Below are 19782 nucleotides of genomic sequence, written 5' to 3'. Positions count from 1 at the left end.
GAGCTTACTAATGAAAGCAAAACGAAAAATCTCATTAAGTATTTTATTTATTTCAACTATGTTACTACTGTTTGCCTGTTCAGCTGATAAATCTACTTCCACTTCTACTGGCACAACAGATATAAAAAAGGAAGAAAAAACCTCCGACTACCCGCAAGTAATCAAGCATGCTTTTGGCGAAACTGTAATTGAAGAGAAACCGGAACGCGTTGTTACGATTTCATGGGCAAACCATGACGTTGCTCTCGCTCTCGGAGTTGTACCTGTAGGCTTTTCAGCGGCTAATTACGGCGTTGAGGATGACAGTGGACTATTACCTTGGACAGCAGACAAGCTCAAGGAACTCGGTGGTGATAAACCTGTTATTTTCCAAGATACAGACGGACTTGATTTTGAGGCAATTTCAGATGCAAACCCACATGTAATTCTTGCAGCATACTCAGGTATTACGCAAGAAGACTATGACACATTAAGTGAAATCGCTCCAGTTGTTGCCTACCAAACGAGCCCTTGGGTAGCTTCATGGCGTGACCAAGTTACATTCAATTCAATGGGTATGGGCATGGAAGAGGAAGGTAAACAACTAATTGCCGATACAGAGAAGTTAATTCAAGACAAAGCAAATGAATTCCCTGTTATTAAAGGTAAAAAAGCTGCATTTGTTAGCATTACAGCTACAGATTTATCTAAATTTTATATTTATACACCTACAGATCCTCGTGGTGAGTTCCTTACTGAGTTAGGAATGGAATACCCTGAAAGTATAACGAGTCAAATTACTGATCCAACTAGTTTCTTCTTAGAATTAAGTGCTGAAAATGCAGATATACTGAATGATGTTGATCTTTTCGTATCATACGGAGATGACAATACATTAAAAGCACTGCAAGACGATCCAATTCTCGGAAAGATTCCAGCAGTTCAAAGAGGATCTGTTGTAATTATTGGAGATAACACGCCACTCGCAGCGGCTGGAAATCCAAACCCGCTCGCAATTGATTACTCAATTGATGAATACTTAAATTTACTTTCAGAAGCTGCTAACAAGGTAAAATAAATGATCAATACATCCGTTTCAGAAAATAAGCAGTTACTTATTCCGAAAAATTTTATAAGAGTCCTCGTACTCTCCCTTATTTTACTCGGTTTATGTGTATTGGCTTCACTTGCATTTGGGTCGCGCACAGTTGGATGGGATGAACTAATGGCTGGTTTATTCCATCCCGATGTACAATCCCATGGAGCGAATGTGGTACGCCAAAGAATTGCTAGAACTGTATTTTGTTTAATGTGTGGTGCCGCATTAGGAGTTTCCGGGGCTCTTATGCAATCAGTCACGCGTAACCCTATTGCAGATCCTAGCATATTAGGAGTGAACACAGGGGCCTCTCTCTTTGTCGTTTGTGGAATTTCCTTTTTAAATATTAGTACTGCTAGTCAATATATTTGGCTTGCACTAGCGGGAGCAATCATCACTGCCATTTTTGTATTCGGAATTGGGTCTATGGGGAGTGGCGGTGCCACGCCCCTTAAACTCGTTTTAGCGGGTGCTGCTACAAGTGCAGCATTATCTTCTCTCGTAATGGCAATTATGATTCCCCGCACAAACGTAATGGATCAATTTAGATTTTGGCAGGTAGGCAGTGTGGGATCAGGAAACTGGAGCACGATCTCCACTTTTACTCCTTTTCTCCTTGTAGGAATACTAATAGCGTTATTCTCGGCTCCAGCACTGAATGCATTAGCATTAGGTGATGAAGTTGCTAAAGGTTTAGGTGTACGAACTGGCACGCTTAGACTTATTGCTGCTTTTGGCGGTGTCCTATTATGTGGTGCAGCAACAGCACTAGCAGGTCCTATTGGCTTTATCGGCTTATTGGCCACCCACGTAATTCGACTCGTTATTGGTCCCGATTTACGATATATTATCCCGATGGCAGCCCTTTCAGGTGCAATTATTTTAACGATATCAGATGTCTGCGGTAGGCTTATCGGCAGTCCAGGTGAGCTTGAAGTTGGTATAGTGACAGCATTTATTGGGGCTCCTATTTTAATCTTACTAACTATGAAAACGAAGATGCGCGCGTTATGAGAAATGAATCAATCAATCTTATTATAGTAGGTAGAGCAAAGAGACGTCGTCGTTTTATACTCGTGACTTCCTTACTTGCAATCATTTCTTTAGCACTTTGCTTCGCAATGCTTATGCTAGGAAATACGATTTATCCCGTTCAAGATGTCATACATGTCCTGTTGGGCGAACAAGTAAAAGGCGCATCATTTGCAGTGGGGACAATCCGTTTTCCACGAATGGTTGCAGGTATTTTTGCTGGATTTGCTTTCGGAGTTGCTGGTACTGTATTTCAGATAATGTTGCGAAATCCTTTGGCAAACCCCAATGTCATCGGAATTACAGCTGGTTCAAGTGCAGCCGCTGTTTTTTGTATTATTGTTCTTCAGGCAAGTAATATGGTTGTTTCGATAGCTTCTGTTGTTGGCGGACTTGCTACAGTAATTGTTATTTTTCTATTATCAAAAGGGAGTTCATTTTCAATAGGTCGATTAATATTAATTGGAATTGGCATTCAAGCAATATTTAACGCTGTTATCTCCTATTTATTGCTTATTGGTCAGAAACACGATATTCCAACTGCAATGAGATGGCTAAGTGGCAGTCTAAATGGAGCTAAAATGGAGAATCTTTACCCTCTGATCGTGACAGTTCTGATCTTCACACCTGTCATTATCTTACTCGGGAAACGATTGGATATGTTGGAACTAGGCGAGCAGGCAGCCACTTCACTTGGAGTCGATACTAATAAGACAAGACTTATACTAGTTATTAGTTCTGTACTTATTATTGCGTTAGCTACCGCTACAACAGGACCCATCGCATTTGTCGCATTCCTTGCTGGACCTATCGCAAAAAGACTAGTCGGTGTGGGGTTTTCAAACATCATTCCATCAGGTCTTGTTGGCATCGTTTTAGTCTTAGCATCAGATCTTATTGGACAATTCGCATTCGTTGCTAGATACCCTGTAGGTGTAATTACAGGCATTCTAGGAGCTCCCTACTTGATCTACTTGTTAACCCGAATGAATCGCAAGGGAGATTTATAATGAAACCGGAACATATTTTTCAAGCTGAACAAGTCGAATCGGGCTATGATAATCAAACCATTGTCCATGGCGTAAGCCTTTTGATCCCCAGCAATAAAATAAGCGTCATTATTGGTGCAAACGGCTGCGGAAAGTCTACGCTTCTTAAAACATTGGCGAGACTTATCAAACCGACATCCGGAAAAATCACACTGGACGGAAAACCGCTCAGCAAAATTCCGCCGAAACAATTGGCTCGCATTTTAGGACTTCTGCCGCAATCCCCCATTGTTCCAGAAGGAATATCGGTCTCGGATTTGGTCGGACGGGGAAGGTACCCTCACCAATCCATGTTCTCCGGTTGGACAAAAAAGGATTATGAAGCCGTTACCGAAGCGATGGACATAATGAACATTACCGAATTTGCAAACCGGAACATTGACGAGTTATCCGGTGGACAAAGACAGCGCGTCTGGATTGCAATGGCGTTGGCGCAGCAAACCGATATTTTATTTCTCGATGAACCAACGACTTTTTTGGATATTACGTATCAAGTAGAAATTCTTGACCTGCTGACTGACCTTAACCGTAAACGCGGAACAACGATTGTAATGGTCCTTCATGATATCAACTTGGCCGCACGTTACGCAGACCATATTTATGCCCTTCGTCATGGAAAGCTAACTGCGGAAGGTAAGCCTTCAGAGATCATTACAAGTGAATTGATCAAAGACGTTTTCGGGCTTCGTTGCTCTGTGATAAAAGACCCCATTTCGGGCTCTCCTTTTGTGGTACCAATAGGAAGATATCATGTTACTAGTGAATGTACTCTTTAAATAAAGATTACTACTCCTACTCAGTAGTTTTCCTCATAGGTCGCAGAAAATCTTTTCCCGGTAGGAGAAGGACTTTCTGCGACCTATGAGCGATTAATGGCAAAAATTTCAACCTTTACTTATGATACAGTTCACCGCGATATATCTAAATGAGGTTATTAATCCGAATTGAAATAGTCTATTCACTATTCAATTTCCCGTCACTCGTATTTAAACTGACTAGCAACAACTGATGTGTCGCTAGTCTATTTCTAATTATTTGATTGGCATCGGATGTTTATCACACGAGCTTATGTTCTTGGATAAACTCTTTTTAAAATATCGCTTAAATTAGCACTTTCAATTCCATCTAGATCGTTTTCAGCTGCCGCCAAAGAACCTGCATAATCAACGCCGGCTTCTCTATTTACGAAAGCTAACTTTTATCTTTTACATAATCAATTCTTGTAATTCATGCCATCAAAATAATTTCCTTTCAATCAAATCAACTAGTAAATACAAGATCAACCCAATGATACTGAGAAGTAATACGGCATTTAAAACCATACTGATATCATAGGTTTCACTTCACAAAATAACTAGATATCCTAAACTAGCTTTTGCACCGACCATCTCACCGATTACTGCACCTATGATCTCATATGTTGTCGCTACCTTCATTCCAGACATAATAGATGGTAATGAAAATGAGAACCCCTTTTCGCCAGTGAGCGTTTTAAGGGCTCAGTCGATATAGTAGAGATAGTTTTAATTTAGATTGAATTAAACGATGCTCATATATGTTTGAAACAACCTTACGTTATATTTGAACCAACTGCAAAGCCTTCTTAACCTCCTGAACATCTTTTGCTAATACGCTCTTCACATTGGATCCGAACCATTCCAATGACGCATCTACCTCCTCTATTGAAGGTACTCCTGCTAGGAATTCATCATAATCAATCGCACCTTCAAACAATGGAACGATCCCTTCTCTAGACCCTGATGCAGCATAAACATTGTTTGGAGAAAAAACACCAAGTTGTGCACGTGAGGCAATATTTTTGAAGTGAAAATGTGAGATATAAGGACGAAGTTGCTTCATGGCGACAATAGGGTTTATCCCTGATTCCCATATATGTAAAACGTCAAAGTTCACTCGTAGGCTGGAGTGATTCGTTTCTTCGAGTAACTGCATAGTTGAAGGTAGATTATCTGTCAATGTGTTCGGATGAGTTTCAACAAGCAAATATTGTCCTTTTGACTCAACATAATCACAGAGCATTCTAAGCCTGGAAATAAGTTCTTCCCTTTCTTTCTTACTCGTGCCTGAACTGCCCTGTTTTCCTACAAATGTACGAATCTTATTCGTCCCCCAGCGCTTTGCAAGTGAAGATAACTTCTCTGTTTCAGCCATCATCTCAGAAACTGGTGCTTCTAAAGGTAAATAATCACTAATCATGCTCGTTTCCAAACCGTATGAGCTTAGCCATTCTGCTCCATAATGAAGTTCATCTGCCAAGTTCTTTGCATGAACACCCCATAGCTCGATTCCTTGAAAACCTTGAGTTTTTGCAAAGTGAGCTATTTGATCAATCGAATGGAGATGGTGCCGAAACGAAATCGTACAGATAGATAGTTTCATGGAAGAACCTCTTTCTTGTGCTGTAATGTTAACCATGCTTGAAAACATTCTTGTAATCCTTGCTTAATCTTGAACTCAAGGAAATTTTGTTCTTCTAACTTCACAAAAATATCTTCAACTAATAACAAATCTTGCGTCATCGCAAGTTTCATCGCTCGATACTGAACCGTTGTATAACCATTTACTAGACGCCCAATTTCATCACACCATGTTTCAAAGCCTTCCTCATCGCGACCAAGAGCTTCCCAAAAAAACGCAAACGCATGTTCATATGCATACTTTCTAATTGCTAAAACCGGCAATTGTTTTAATGCAGTCGGAAGTTTTGACATACTATCTTTTTCATTTCCTACGATATACTCTTTAATAATCTCGGTAATTGCATCTGTCACCGGATTACATTGAAGCTTTATACATGTATTAAAATAGGCTTCAACCGTCTCTGTAGTTGGAGCAATAATCGTCTCAGAATCAAAGTAATAGCCACCGCCGACAGTTGGCTCTTGGATTGCAGCTAAAATCCTCTCCTTCGGCAAAATCCCTTCCCAGCGAAAATCAGGGTCATACATAAACCACTCTGCTTCATTTTCTGTCGATTCTAGCATCACATAATGCGGAAATGGACGTTGATGAAATTTATTCTCTCGCTCTGGAAGCATCGATAAATCCAGCATCACCATCACATGTTGATGTGGAGATTTATTTTCTAATAACCTTAGCAGCTTGTTTATATTTTCTTGTTTTGATTGTTCTTCGTCATACCATTTATAAAGCTTGATTCCATAGAGCATTTCATACCATGTTTGAAAGAAGTGATGATCAATTCGATCTGAGTGGTATGTTAGCACTCCATTATCGAGCACATCAAAATCTGCGTCCCATACCCCAAAATAGTAGGGTCTATGATCAACGCCTTTCGTTTTCTTAATAACTTCACAAACACAGCTTACAAAACAATGAACTTTTATCATTTTTGCCCTCCGATTATTCTACTTTTTGCTGTTTTTCTAAAAAGCTTACTAGTGTTCCTATTGTTTTGAAATCTTTAGGAACGAGAATCTCATCGGGAATGGAAATGCCAAGATCCAACTCTAAATGAAGAATCAGTTGAAGGACCATAATTGAATCCATATACAAATCCTCATTTAACCGAGCATCTTCATTAAAAGAAGACAGTGTCTGCAACTCTAATGATTTTTCCAGAATATCATAGATGCTCTTGATCAATTGTTCTCTCGTCATACTGGTATGCCTCCGAGTTTTTTTCTACTAACTTTTCCATTTGGTAGCTTTTCGATTTCATGAACAAACACAAACTCCATCGGAATTTGATGTGGAGCGAGATATTTCCGGCACCATTCTCTAAGTTCCATATTATCGATTGGTTCAGTAGACACGTATAGTGCGCATACTCGCTCTCCTGATAGGCTGTTTTGTTTCTTATATACGACCGCTTCGACTATTCTTGGGTCATCCATTAACACGGTTTCAACTTCTTGCGGATACACATTCAAGCCTGCTACATTAATCGTGTCATCCATTCTTGCAAGAAAAGACAGAACATTATCTTCTATATAGCCAAGATCTTTTGTATAAATCGTTTGTGTGTACAATTCAATGATAATTTCGCTCGGTGTTTGTTTGTCACCAGCTGTCACCTTCACATGAGGAAGGGGATAGCCCATTTCTTTCGTGTCTTCCAAATTAGGGTTAATCGCAACACAACCGGATTCAGAGCATCCATACTGCTGTAATACTTGGCGAGATTTCTCTTTTAATGATGTCAACCAACTATGCGGCATCAATGTTCCTGACGTCATCACACGATCAAATTTCTGATCAATAGGCAATAATCGACTTAATGTATAAAGTAACGCTGGAGCAGCATAGAGTATATGCTTCGGAAATTCTTTTAACTTTTTCAAAATATATTTAGGATTACTATTCGTAATAATAACCGGATTTGCTCCCCTTCTTATGCAAGCCAAGACACCACAAATGAATCCATAAGAATGAGTAACCGGACAAGCGACAATAGAATTTGTCAAGGAATCGATAGGTAACGTCTTCACATAGCTTTCAATCTCTTCTTCCACTGAACTCCACGTTCGTTCAATACATTTCGGAGCTCCTGTTGTACCTGAGCTCATTTGAACTAATACTCCTTCTTGGTTATTAGAATGATTTGATAGTTCGATAAAGGAATCGATCGATTGGAACAACAAAAGATGACTACCTGCTGAAGAAGCAAGCCGCAAAGATCCCTCTTTTGGAGTCGCTGGATGGATTGGGACGACTGAACCACCTTTTTGCCGAATATATAAACAAAGAACTATATATTGGAAAGTATCATCCGTACAAATAGCTAGTCTGCGATTGTTACACTCTCTTAGATGAGATAAGCTTTCATATACTTCATATTGCTTCTCGATATCTTCTAGTGTATAGAATTGATCATTGACATAAAACATCATCATTTCCCCTTTTTATCCGCTTGCGCCAACGTATTGCTGACGATATGTCGAAAGTTACCTTCTTCTTGATTTTGAAGTTTCTTTGTTAGCAAAGATTCAACATAAATATTTGTGCTAGTATGCTGAAGCTGTTCATTTCTTGAGAATAATGATGGAAAACGTTCAAAGTGCCTTTGTATGCCGTCCCAAACTTGACTCCAAAAACATGTTTCTGCAAATCCATACTGCTCTTCTAGCAAATAAGATAGTTCACTTAAATGAAACACGAATAATGTATCCATAACTAACTCTCGTAAAGCTTCTACAGAAGACATCCAATAATAAACATCGACAGGTGCATCTTTAAAACGTTCGTGTATTGATTCAAAGTCTGGAACGAGGCTTCTATCTGCAATAAATTCTTCAATATATTCGATACTGTCATGGAAATCCCTCAGTACAACCCGAGTCGGCCAGCCATTTTTATGTACTAAAATCATATTTTGCGCATGGGCCTCAACAGCAATACCGTGAGCGACAAGCAAGTGCCACACAGGAATAACACTCACTTCGATCAAGCGCTTTACCCACTCCTCCGTTCCATATCTGAAAAGCCAATCATCTATAAACGGACGCCCATCTTTCTCCATCATCATTAGCACCGTAAACGGTACCGCTTCTTCATCATCCTTCATATACGAGCGCACACTTTCTCGCCATATCGAGCCAAGCTGACCTTCTATTTTTGTGCTATGCTTTTTTACATTCGGTTCAAAAATAATCCCTGCATATTCTTCGAGTACAATAAGAGACGCTTCTTTTTGTAAATAGGAGTCTAATTGAATGACCTGTTTAAGCCATGCTGAAATATGAGGAGCGGCACAAACAGCATGAGAATCTAACTTTCGTAATGAAGAGGTATTCACCATATTCATCGAACATTTTAATTGTGCCTTTTTAGGATTTGAAAAATTCCATAATGTTCGCACCGATTGGGTTGCCCGATAGTAATCTCCTTTCACATCTAGAGGAATTAAATCTTTTTGCTCAATTAATTCAGCTAGTTCATGTTTCATGTTATGCCACTGCCAAGGATGAACCGGTAAAAACGTATATTCTTCATATGTTCCATCGAATACCGCAAGCTTTGCAAGAAGGCCTTCCCACATCAAATGCCCTACCTCTCTTTTCCAAAAGCTCTCTTCCTCTTCAAGAACAGTGATTCGTACATAGTTTCTTCTCACTGCAACCCATTGAAGGGTAAATGATTGCTTTGCCTCAGGGCCATAGTCTTTATGGTCGTCGATCGTAAAACCGGTTCTTGATTTAAAACAAGGGTGATATGGATGTCCTTCAATAATTTCTGATTCTAATTCTTCATAGCTCGAATTTCTTCTAGACATTGGCAGTTCGAGATGACGATCATTCCATTCACAAAGCTTACTTGTTAAATGAAGTTCTTTCAGTAATCGAACTTTGTCTCTAAGAGTCGAAAGTAATTCATCTACTAGATCCTCAAGCGTTGCTACTAGTAACGTTTCATCTTTTCCTACTTGAAAAATACTATCTCCCTTTATTCGGATACGATCAAATGCCATTCTTCTCCCTTCACAACGATAGGTGCACTTCTGTCCATCAAGAGTAAAGATTGAAGTCCATTTATCTAGACGAGTTTCTTCATATTTGATTAGTCCTTCAAAAATCATTGCTTCCACGAGCTGCCGTCTTACACGTAGCTCTCCTTGTTTAGAAGCTAAAGGCTGTAGCTGCTGCATATTCTTCCTCCTCATGCTGAAGAAAAAACGGATTTGGAATTCTCGTGTATACCGCTTGTTCAAGCTCGGCTTCTAGTTCATCTACATCATGAAACCTTGTTAATAAATTTGCTTTGAACGCAAGCTTTTCTTGTTTTAGAATGTTACGGACAAATGCCTTCCCTTGACCTGTAAAATCCTTTTCTAATAAGTGCAGTTGATCGATAGACCACTTCAAAAGAGTTTTTTCATCGATTAGCTGGTCTGCTCCAAATCGGGAAATAACGGAAAACAATTGATTCACAAACAAATAATAGGTAAATCTATCATGAATAAGGGCATCTTCGTAAAATAGCTCTTCTGTTTCACGTAAAGAAGGCTCTATTGAAAGTAGTTCTTCTTTATACGCTTTTGATAAGTAATACCCTTGGTTATCACGATAATAATAAGTAGTTGGATAACCTGAAGAAATGTTTAACACACTATTTTGCTGATGTGCTTCAAGAGCTATCCCATACTCATCGTATAACCTTAATAATGATTCAATAGCACATTTCCAATAGACTTTAAACCAATCTAAACTTACGCTTTCTAATGAGCGGGATTCTGATTGAGAAATTTTCATGATGAGCTGACACAGTCTCGATTTTTCTTTTGGCAGAGGCTCTTGAACAAGAGCAGCGATCATGCAGATTCCTTCATCATGTCCTTTAGGAAATACGTTTGAGCGAAAAATTACCTCAAACCCTGATTCCGTCTGATTTGGAAACTCTACAGTCATATAGGCTGGGTCATCAATCATTCGAAAAGATGGATGGTTCTGTAAGAAATCAATCTTATTCATTAACCGAGCCATAACAATTCCCGCTTTTAGTTCATGAGTTCGATTTACCCTCAATGAATTTGTTATTTTTACAGGAATTGAAAATTTATACATCATTTCTTCATTTGAGCTATATACCGTTCTTGTCGAAGAGGTTGCTGTATAAAACGCCCCAAGCGCACCTTCGTATTTTATCAATCCTTCGGCAAGCGCTTTTTTTACATACTCTTGCTGTAAAAGCCACTGTGCTTGAAGCGGGTGCATCGGAATGAGGCAATCCTTCTCTGACATAACAAAATCAGGTTGTGATTTTGTTAAAGACTGAGAAATGAGTTCACTCGCACTTTTTTCTAATACAGAGGACTCTTTCACAATTTTACGGTCAACTCGAAAGTAGTGAAGCTGGAAAGAACCTTGTAGCTCTGGAGCAAAACTCGTTTGTTGCCAATTTGCCATCCCTTGTCTGCTTTTAGGTGTTGGATGAAGCCAATGTCCAAATAAGAGAGACTGCTCAGCTTCAATAAACGTATCGTTAGCTCCATTTGGTTTCTTATCTTCCAAACTCTTTTCTATATAGTTCGCCATCGTTTGATAGCTCTCAATTATGCGAAGAATGAGTTCATCAAAACTGAAAGAAAGTCCAGGACACCCATCCGCCTTAGCCATTAAATGTAGTTCTTGAATGAGCGTGATGAGTATCGTTAATTTATCTTCAGGAAGCCATTGTTTTTGTTTCGCACAATACTTCAACGAGACACCAAATCTATGTCTTCCAACAAGAGATTTGTATTCCACAGCAAATGCAAAACGGGTGTTTTGTATCGGCAACTCAAGCTCTAACACATGTGCGTCTGTGATCAGCATAGATAATCGCTGTTCTTTTACCCACACCTCCTTTTTAACCCAATGTCCGCTACTCACTTCTCGTATATAACAATTCATAAACGCCTGAAATGTTGCATTTTCTGCAATCTGTTTAGCAACCTGTTGCATATAATTAACCATCCTTTCACAGAGCCTTCCCCTTATTAAGTGATAACCATTATCACTTACCGGTAAAAAAATTAGCCTTCCTAATTAGAAAGACTCACATAAGAAGTAAATGGAAACAAATGTGTTGCTGATATATAATACACCTCCCTATTAATTAAAAGAAAATTAAGAATTTGAGGGGGTGATAACACACTAACAGATACCTGACACAACTTAAACTGATAATGATAATCATTATCAGTTATGACTATATACTACAGGAATGTTTAAAATGGCTCAACTGCCTAAGTACCTATTAATCTATTAATGAGTTAAAGTTAAAAATGATAGTTTCTGTTTTGATAGGTGGAGGGTTCTCTAAGAACAAAAGTGCAAGCAGAAACGCCCTATTTACATTTTCTATAAATTGGGCATTTTGATCTACTATTTAGCGGACGGTGCATGAAACAGCGGCAAACAATTCATAACACTGAATGTAAATACATACAGGATAAGTATTTACGCGTATATATGATTTCCGTTTTACAACTATTCAACTTTATATTATTAACTGAATAGCATCTGCACATGAAATTTAATTCATAAAATCAGATTATCCCTACGAATTGTTCCTGTACGGCAGACACTCTTTTCCTTGTCTAATGGTTGCTGTACCATTTGTTGTTGTATAAGGCGGGGTTTCCGGCAAAATGTTCATGACTAGTAGCCGAATCGAATGATCTTTATAAAATAATTCATCAAATGGAATCCCAATTAAAACATTATCGATTCCCCGCACTTTATCGGCCACACCGAAAACAACACTACCCCCACTGCCATTTGCCATACAAACAGCGTATTTAATCATTTTATTGATATTTTCCTCCAAAGAACTAAAATTCCAACGTTTAAATTCTAAGTCTTGTGCCTCAAAATCATCTGCAATATGATGATCCAATTACTGAATTATCCCCATGATTTCGCTTTTATTCTTCATAAGAATATCCTCCTTTCCAGCAAAATTGATCTATATACCTTGCAAATACGTTAGCCAATGCTTATACAAAAAAGGCAGTCCCTTATCACAAATATACTTGTGGGAACTACCTCTTTTTATATTTATATGTTTGTTCCGTCATGGCTGTTTATAAAGCTTTTTGAATTTGCACGTTGGCTCCATACTCGCAGAAAGTCCCCGTGATTCATTGATCCATTCAATCGGCTTTATTATACATTTTTCAACATATATAATTATCGACTTCCCCCAAACTGACACCTACATTTTTTGCTAAAGTAATAATTTTGAATAGATTAATCCTTTGCTAACGTTATTAGTAAAAGCAAAAAACGGATTTATATTATGTAAGTATTTCAAAGCCAGGCTTATGATCCACTTTTCAATATCTATTAAGGAAGGAGGTTTATGGATATGCAGAAAGTAACAAGTTATCATAAAATTTATACTAACGAAATGAATTTATCTTATGAATAAACACGCATTTTTAAATATTAATGAATATTTGTCGCGCAGGCACCTAAAATTAAGAAGGATTAAATTAGGTGGCTTCGCTTAGTTAATACAGATATCCATTTGTTCAACATATAGTTTTGAAACGTCGCCTGCTTACTAAGCACACTTTCACTATCATGATCTGATCTCTTCAGGCGCCGCCTTGACTCCAGACTTCACTGTAGTTTATACAACATTACTCGCTTTTCTCGGTTGCAATCCTTTAAAATCCATTGCCTTTTTTCTAAAGTGAAAAATGACGGCCATTAAACACGCAAGAATAAAGGTACATAATACGAGTGACCATAGGGTAACGCTGATTGGGTATCGATCTATCAGTTCGCCCACAATTCTTGGCAGGAATGCGCCGCCTAATCCCCCCATTGCCATCAGTATGCTTGTGGTCCATTCCTCTAATCCTTTAGACGTTTCATTAATAATCAAGAGCCCAATTGAGAAAACTCCCCCCATAAATAAACCCGTTAAAAATATGGATATAAAGCTAAACATGACAGAAGTTGAATAAGCAAACATTGATATGGTAAAAAGCTGACCAATACAGCAAATGATAAAGAGCTTGCTATAGCCTATTCTATCTATGATACCGGTCATACTGATACGCCCAATTGTCATGGCTGCCCAAAAGACAGTAATGCTTAAGGCCAGCGTGGAAGCATCTAAATTCGTTGTTTTGCTCATGATTGTTGGCAAGTAGTTTGGCAAGACCATTTCAGTTCCCACATACATAAAGAAAAACAACGCACCCGTCGCAATAATCGGCAATTGCCTCTTAGAGTAACGTTTTTTCACAGGTCTTTGTCCATCTTCAGGTAAAGTCTTCACCTGTCTTTTTAAAATCGGATCCAATTCTCCAAACGAAAGAAATAACCAGAGCAGCATAATGACCGAAGCAAACACGGCTACAAATGTAAACGAAAAATTCCATACACCTGTCATAATCAAAAAGGCAGAAATGACTGGAATCGCCAATGCGCCTACACCAAAAAATATTTCAACTATGACAAGTGTCATAGCTTTCTTTTCCTTTAAATGGCCAATAATTAGGGCAGCAACAATTGTCTCGGCAATCCCTATTCCCGCCCCACCAAATGGAGCGATAGCTAACATCACATTCCAATTAGGTAAGACGCTAAACACAAACTGGGAAAGCGCAAAAATGAGTAAGGCAAGAAAAATCGTCATTCTCCGACCAATTCGATTGACGATGAGCGGCGCAATCATTACTCCACCTAAAAAACCTAAAAATTGATTCATAATCAACTGTCCGCCATCCCTGTAATGAATACCATACGAATCCACCATAGGTTCTAAAACGGTCCCAATGATTATATGACCAAACCCATTCAAACAATAAATGAGGGAAGCAATCCATACAAATTTCTTCATTTTATTCTCCATATCTGCATTATTCAGCATTATTTGAAAGTAGTGTTACTTTTCTCATACTATCAATAATGGTTAGTGGCGTCTATATGGATCTGGGGTTTATGCCGTTTGGGATTATGTGAAGTGAAATAAGGTGCTTGGTTCCCAACAGTGTATAGTTGTTGGGGACCAAGCACCTTATTTGTTTTATGGGTGAATCTATTCCCGAATAATGAACGTTCCGAGCTGTAGTTTATTGTAGGGATTGCCTTTTGAATTAAATGTGGAAATCGAAAGCAAGCCGGCAATCTTCCACAAGATTGAAGATCGCTCCGTGTGCAACAAACAACTACGAGCAATTCGCAGGACTGCATAAAAATTCGAATAATTTCTAATCACGCCACGCCTTATAAATATGTAATTGTATTATCTGAACAGTGTCACACGCAGGCACCTGACACTTGGATATTCCTCCATTACTTCTATTCGTGCTAAAACTGTGTTTCAACAATTTCTTTCAACTGCTTTATCGCCTCTTTATTAAATTGAATAATTTGACTCGCCTTACCCTTCATCTCCCTATCTTTGGAGCCGTAAGTAGTCACTTCTAGATACTTTTCTCCATCTTTATAAAGGATATTATAGGTAGCCTCTACCTCTTCATGAACCCTTGAATTTCTAGTTAAATGATCGATCTTATTTATTAACGCCAAATTGTATTCCTCCATAGTTTTCATAGTAATCTCTGAGGATCAAAATCGGTTCCTGTAACAAATAACAACGAACAATTCAGGAATTTGTATAATAATATAATTGGTATTAGATATTGGAGTAAATACCTAATTCACGACTTATTATTATTTAATTCTAGTGAATTACCAGAACGGTGTCACACACAGGTACCTATCAAATATACGGTTCCCCTTATCACAAGTGGAATTCGCCTTTTCATTCATCAATTAAATAATGATAAAGCTTACTCTCCACAGCCTGCTCCATCACCATGTTCATATGAACAACTGGAAGATCCTTGCCATTCTTATCGGTCATCCTGTCCTCTTCGACACTGGACTTATCTGGGTACCCTTGCCCCAAGTAATAGAAATCGGTTCCCTCGTCGTCATCTTTTTTCACGAAGATATGGATATCAATATTATTGTCGTCAGAATGAATGATTTTCTGAACTTCTTGGGATCTTAATGATCGATTGCTTCTTGTGTACCACTTAAGTAATTCGGGGTTCAGGAGCTCGTCGCCGTAATTAACGCTGGATTCTACCTCTTCATTCTTATGATAAGTAATGAAGATGGGACAAGTGTTGTGCTTGGGCTTGTATCCATACATCGTTGAACTTTCATCTGCATTCCAATTCAAGAGCTTGCAGACATCTTTTCTGGAGTATTTTTCATATAGCGTAAGTGGGCGATTGTATTCATACAGCTTCGACTTCGCTTTTGTGCTATGAATAACGTCTAGAATTAGCTCTCTAAAGTAAGGATTACTTGTTAACCCTTCACGTAATGATTCATTCAACGTATAATTTCCATTTTCATTTACGGTGACTAATGGCTTTCCACCATATTTACTTTGAACGCTTGTTGTGAAAAATGATAAATTCAAGATCCGATTTACCGAGTCCAAGGTTGCTTCATCTGTCCGACAGTTATTTGCAGTTAACAAACTCTCATAGTCAACATGGCGTATCTGTTCCTGATGCAATAATTGTTCGAGCAATAAAACTTCATGTTGACGTTTCCCATTCAATACTTCCAACGAAAGCATCGTTAACACTTTGTTTTCATAGCTAGTTAATTTGGGGATTTCTGCATTCATTTTCAATAGAAATTGGTAATAGTTCGTATGTTTCTCTGCGATAACGACGGGATCGATGGAATGATTCGTTACAAAATCGTATAAGTAGGGAACCCTGCCAAGTTTATTTTTCAATTCTATATATGCATCCCGTAAAATTTTCAAGGCAGTCAAATTACTTTCGGTGATTGAACTAAAGATTCGTTTCTTAGCGATCTCTTCGAAGCTAACTGTTGATACACCCTTAATATAGCTTGTATCCTTTGTCCGTCGACGTACATTGTCTTTGTTTTGGGACCTGTCACCTGAGAGTGCAACCGGAATTAGATAGTTGTTTTTATAGTTGCCGATAAAGTCGATAATCGTCACGTAGGTTTTTGAATCATGCTTCCGTAATCCACGTCCGAGCTGTTGAATGAAAATAATACTTGATTGAGTTTGTCTCAACATCACCACTTGATTTATGCTCGGAATATCAATTCCCTCATTAAAAATATCCACCGTCAAAATATAATCAAGAATTCCATTTTCTAATTGAGTTATCCTACGTTCTCTTTCCCCTGGTAAATCATCCCCTGTTAATGCTACTGTTCGAAAGCCTCTATTGTTCAATGCAATTGACAATTCACTTGCTTCAGCTTTTCGGCTACAGAATATTAACCCCTTTACTTCATTCCCTGAGAAACCATAGTAATTAATTTTCTCAATAATATGGGTTACACGTTCCTCGGTTACCAGTTTAGTGAAAACGGCTGTATCATCAATTAATTCTCCGTCTAACTCAAGATCCGTCACACCAAAGTAGTGAAATGGACAAAGCATGTCCTCTTCAAGTGCTTCTTGCAGCCTGATTTCATAAGCTATATTGTAATCAAACAATGAGTAGATATTAAAGTCGTCCGTCCGCTCCGGGGTGGCTGTCATTCCCATTAGAAATTGTGGTTTGAAATAATTAATGACACGCTGATAAGAAGCGGCCCCAGCCTTATGTACTTCATCTATTAGAATATAATCAAAGTCTTTAGGGTCAAACTGATTTAAGTTTTCTTGTTTTGACAGCGTTTGAATACTAGCAAATAGGTACTTTTTATCTAACTGCTTGCTAGCGCCTACATATAATCCAAACTCTTCATCGATTCCACCCAGAATTCTTTGAAAATCCTCTTTTGCTTTGTTTAGTATTTGCTCTCTGTGAACTATAAATAGCATTCTCTTAGGCGCAAAACTCCTAACATCAAATGCAGATAAATATGTTTTCCCAGTACCAGTTGCAGAAATCACTAAACCTTTGTCTTTTCCTTCATCACGAACGGCCTGTATCTGTAATAACGCTGCTTTCTGCATGGCATTCGGAACAATTTTCGCCGATTCTTCGATCGCATTTGGATTATAGTTTGCGGGCATCTCGATCACTTGCTCAGCAAGTCTAAGATCGGCATTTTTCAAGTATTCTACTTCATAATTCTCTATCCACTTTTCTGTTAATATATCCGCATCTGCCCAAACATCTTCAAATTGATGTTTAAAATGATGAACAATATCTCCATTTTCATGGGACGTTAGTTTCACATTCCACTCATAATTCACTTTCAAAGCATGCGCGGTTAAATTGGAACTTCCCACGATCAGAGAGTAGTGCGTTTTATGTTTAAAGATATATCCTTTGGAATGAAAGCCTTTTAACTGTGTTAAGCGTACTTCTACATTCATTAACTTCATAAGCTCTTTAAATACTTTTGGTTGATTAAAATATAAATATGTAGAGGTTAATATCCGACCTGAAATACCCTTTTCCTTAAGATCTAAAAACAGGGATTTCATTGTAGCAAGACCACTTTCAGTAATGAACGCTACAGAAAAAATGAAGTCTTCACTGGTTTCAAGTTCCTCTTGGAGCGTGTTTAATACGTTGATATTTTTCTTAACATTATTGATTAATAGTTCTGGTTTAAAACTACCAGAGTTGCTCTGACTTTTGTCGATGAAACCCTCTTGCAGTGAGTCATTTAAATTCCGGATAAAACTTTCCATGTTATCACCGCATCTCTTTGCTATTTTATTTCTTCGGGATTAGATTCGTTAACTTTTCAATTGCCGGAATATCAGCAGGCGCCCAATTCAATGACGGTAACTCTTCTCTCGAAATCCATCTTATTTCCGCATGTTCCGAAAGTGTTGGAGTTCCAGAAATCACTTTCGACATAAATGTCTCTAGCCTCACGATAACTTTTTCATATTCATACGTTGTATCTTCGATTTGATCAAATACTTCAATTGTACAGCCCAGCTCTTCTTGAATTTCGCGCGTTAAGGCCTTTTCTTTTGTTTCGCCTTCTTCAATCTTTCCGCCTGGAAACTCCCAGTAATTCGGCAAGGTCATTTCTGGCCCTCGTAGCGCACAAAGAATTTTACCGGTTTCATTTTCTATAATTGCTCCAACAACATGTACTGTTTTTTTGATTGTAATCACCTATTCTTAATCTTATTTTCATACCAGAAATCTTTATCTGATTATATAAACAAATCATACCATATAGTTGCCATTTACATATTTGTTTTACCAAAGACCCTCAATTCCCCATGATATTTTGCGAGCAATTTAAGCTCAATAATCATACCAATCGGTCCAATAAGCATCACCATTGCCATTATCGTGAATCGCCAAATACTCATCCCACGTAATTACTTTTGTTAAACACTTTTCACTGCAATACTGTGTTCCATCCGACTCAAAATAAAATCCTTCTTGCATCGTTATTCCACATTCTGAACATAAGCGCTCCTCTTCCTCTGGGTCTTTCATGCGAAGGTCTTGAGTAGCCAGCATTATATTTAACTCGAAACATGTTGTACAGACAAATTTAAAGTGCCCTTTATCTATGTCGTAAATCGCGCAAAACTGTTCATTTTTAACCAATATTCCATTTTTAACAACAATCGTACTGCTATCATCTAGTACTTGAATGTCTATGCTTTTAAAATTCAATTTCCCTCTCTCCTCAATTTAATTTATCAATTCCGATTCTGGAACAATCCGCAAGCTTTCACAATCGCAGACTTGGCATATGTACGTTTCTTCTGCATGCATTTCATGGCACTCGTTGCAGACATAGAGCATCTTTTCATTACATTCATCCCCATGAACTTCACACTCCGCTATCTCAATCCCATCTTCCCAATTACCGATTTGCATCAATAGATCTTGAGTCGAAAGCATATGATTTAAATCGTGATTTAGAGTGCAAACAAACGGAAATGATTCTTCGTCTAAATCATAAATTGCACAAAGTTGCTCTCCCTCTATTAAAACCCCATTCTTAACGACTACTTCTCCATAATCATGAACCACTTGGACTGGTGTTTCTTTAATTCTATACCGAATAGTTGGTTTCAAAATGGTGCCTCCTTTTCTACCTACATATCCGATCCCCTACAATAGTTTTTCTAAACCACATTTTTTTGAACACACAAATGCCCGTCACCGGTATTTTTACGCACGGACCGATTTTCCGT

At 38.2% G+C, this 19782-nt stretch carries 17 protein-coding genes; 4 read left to right on the top strand and 13 right to left on the bottom strand.

Annotated features, from left to right (window positions below; translation table 11 throughout):
• The first annotated feature begins 10 nt into the window (after positions 1 to 10).
• Genes I2484_RS07780 through I2484_RS07765 form a run of 4 tightly spaced genes read left to right on the top strand, consistent with a single transcriptional unit; the run spans position 11 to position 3935 of the window.
• Complete coding sequence (locus I2484_RS07780; protein ID WP_207150481.1) at positions 11 to 1057, top strand: iron-siderophore ABC transporter substrate-binding protein; 1047 nt, start codon at positions 11 to 13, stop codon at positions 1055 to 1057.
• A complete protein-coding gene (locus I2484_RS07775; RefSeq protein WP_207150480.1) occupies positions 1058 to 2092 on the top strand; it encodes a FecCD family ABC transporter permease in 1035 nt (344 codons plus the stop codon).
• The gene (locus I2484_RS07770) at positions 2089 to 3120 is read left to right on the top strand and encodes a FecCD family ABC transporter permease (RefSeq protein ID WP_207150479.1); all 1032 of its coding nucleotides are present in this window, start codon (positions 2089 to 2091) and stop codon (positions 3118 to 3120) included. The genes I2484_RS07775 and I2484_RS07770 overlap by 4 nt, the downstream gene beginning before the upstream one ends.
• A complete protein-coding gene (locus I2484_RS07765; protein WP_207150478.1) occupies positions 3120 to 3935 on the top strand; it encodes an ABC transporter ATP-binding protein in 816 nt (271 codons plus the stop codon). The genes I2484_RS07770 and I2484_RS07765 overlap by 1 nt, the downstream gene beginning before the upstream one ends.
• Before the next feature lie 799 nt (positions 3936 to 4734).
• On the opposite strand, the gene I2484_RS07760 is transcribed toward I2484_RS07765, so the two are convergent.
• The 13 genes from I2484_RS07760 to I2484_RS07700 all read right to left on the bottom strand — a co-directional run bounded on the left by I2484_RS07760 (position 4735) and on the right by I2484_RS07700 (position 19663).
• Positions 4735 to 5559: a sugar phosphate isomerase/epimerase family protein gene (locus tag I2484_RS07760; RefSeq protein WP_207150477.1), complete on the bottom strand. Its 825-nt coding sequence runs from the start codon at positions 5557 to 5559 to the stop codon at positions 4735 to 4737.
• The gene (locus tag I2484_RS07755; RefSeq protein ID WP_207150476.1) at positions 5556 to 6530 is read right to left on the bottom strand and encodes a DUF6005 family protein; all 975 of its coding nucleotides are present in this window, start codon (positions 6528 to 6530) and stop codon (positions 5556 to 5558) included. Before I2484_RS07755 ends, I2484_RS07760 begins: the two co-directional genes overlap by 4 nt.
• A 13-nt stretch (positions 6531 to 6543) precedes the next feature.
• Positions 6544 to 6801 (bottom strand): petrobactin biosynthesis protein AsbD, encoded by a 258-nt coding sequence (gene asbD, locus I2484_RS07750; RefSeq protein ID WP_207150475.1) that lies wholly within the window; start codon positions 6799 to 6801, stop codon positions 6544 to 6546.
• On the bottom strand, positions 6798 to 8030 hold the full coding sequence (locus tag I2484_RS07745) for an AMP-binding protein (protein ID WP_255551217.1): 1233 nt from the start codon (positions 8028 to 8030) through the stop codon (positions 6798 to 6800). The genes asbD and I2484_RS07745 overlap by 4 nt, the downstream gene beginning before the upstream one ends.
• A gap of 2 nt (positions 8031 to 8032) precedes the next feature.
• Positions 8033 to 9787: an IucA/IucC family protein gene (locus I2484_RS07740; protein ID WP_207150474.1), complete on the bottom strand. Its 1755-nt coding sequence runs from the start codon at positions 9785 to 9787 to the stop codon at positions 8033 to 8035.
• Positions 9759 to 11582 carry an IucA/IucC family protein gene (locus I2484_RS07735; RefSeq protein ID WP_207150473.1) on the bottom strand — a complete coding sequence of 608 codons (1824 nt, stop codon included), beginning with the start codon at positions 11580 to 11582 and terminating at the stop codon, positions 9759 to 9761. Before I2484_RS07735 ends, I2484_RS07740 begins: the two co-directional genes overlap by 29 nt.
• A 598-nt stretch (positions 11583 to 12180) precedes the next feature.
• The gene (locus I2484_RS07730; RefSeq protein WP_207150472.1) at positions 12181 to 12519 is read right to left on the bottom strand and encodes an ATP-binding protein; all 339 of its coding nucleotides are present in this window, start codon (positions 12517 to 12519) and stop codon (positions 12181 to 12183) included.
• A gap of 738 nt (positions 12520 to 13257) precedes the next feature.
• Complete coding sequence (locus I2484_RS07725) at positions 13258 to 14478, bottom strand: MFS transporter (RefSeq protein WP_207150471.1); 1221 nt, start codon at positions 14476 to 14478, stop codon at positions 13258 to 13260.
• 470 nt (positions 14479 to 14948) lie between these two features.
• Positions 14949 to 15170, bottom strand: coding sequence for a hypothetical protein (locus I2484_RS07720; protein WP_207150470.1), 222 nt, complete (start codon positions 15168 to 15170; stop codon positions 14949 to 14951).
• 235 nt (positions 15171 to 15405) lie between these two features.
• Entirely contained in the window at positions 15406 to 18300 is a 2895-nt protein-coding gene (locus I2484_RS07715; protein ID WP_207150469.1) for a DEAD/DEAH box helicase, read from the bottom strand.
• Positions 18301 to 18325: 25 nt separating this feature from the next.
• Positions 18326 to 18730, bottom strand: a complete 405-nt coding sequence (locus I2484_RS07710; RefSeq protein WP_207150583.1) for an NUDIX domain-containing protein — start codon at positions 18728 to 18730, stop codon at positions 18326 to 18328.
• 144 nt (positions 18731 to 18874) lie between these two features.
• Positions 18875 to 19255 (bottom strand): hypothetical protein, encoded by a 381-nt coding sequence (locus I2484_RS07705; RefSeq protein ID WP_207150468.1) that lies wholly within the window; start codon positions 19253 to 19255, stop codon positions 18875 to 18877.
• A gap of 18 nt (positions 19256 to 19273) precedes the next feature.
• On the bottom strand, positions 19274 to 19663 hold the full coding sequence (locus I2484_RS07700; protein ID WP_207150467.1) for a hypothetical protein: 390 nt from the start codon (positions 19661 to 19663) through the stop codon (positions 19274 to 19276).
• Positions 19664 to 19782 lie beyond the last annotated feature (119 nt).

The sequence above is a fragment of the Sporosarcina sp. E16_8 genome (genome assembly GCF_017347095.1).
GTDB lineage: Bacteria > Bacillota > Bacilli > Bacillales_A > Planococcaceae > Sporosarcina.
The sequence above is the reverse complement of the archived record's forward strand: the minus strand, read 5'-3'. Positions and strand labels throughout refer to the sequence as shown.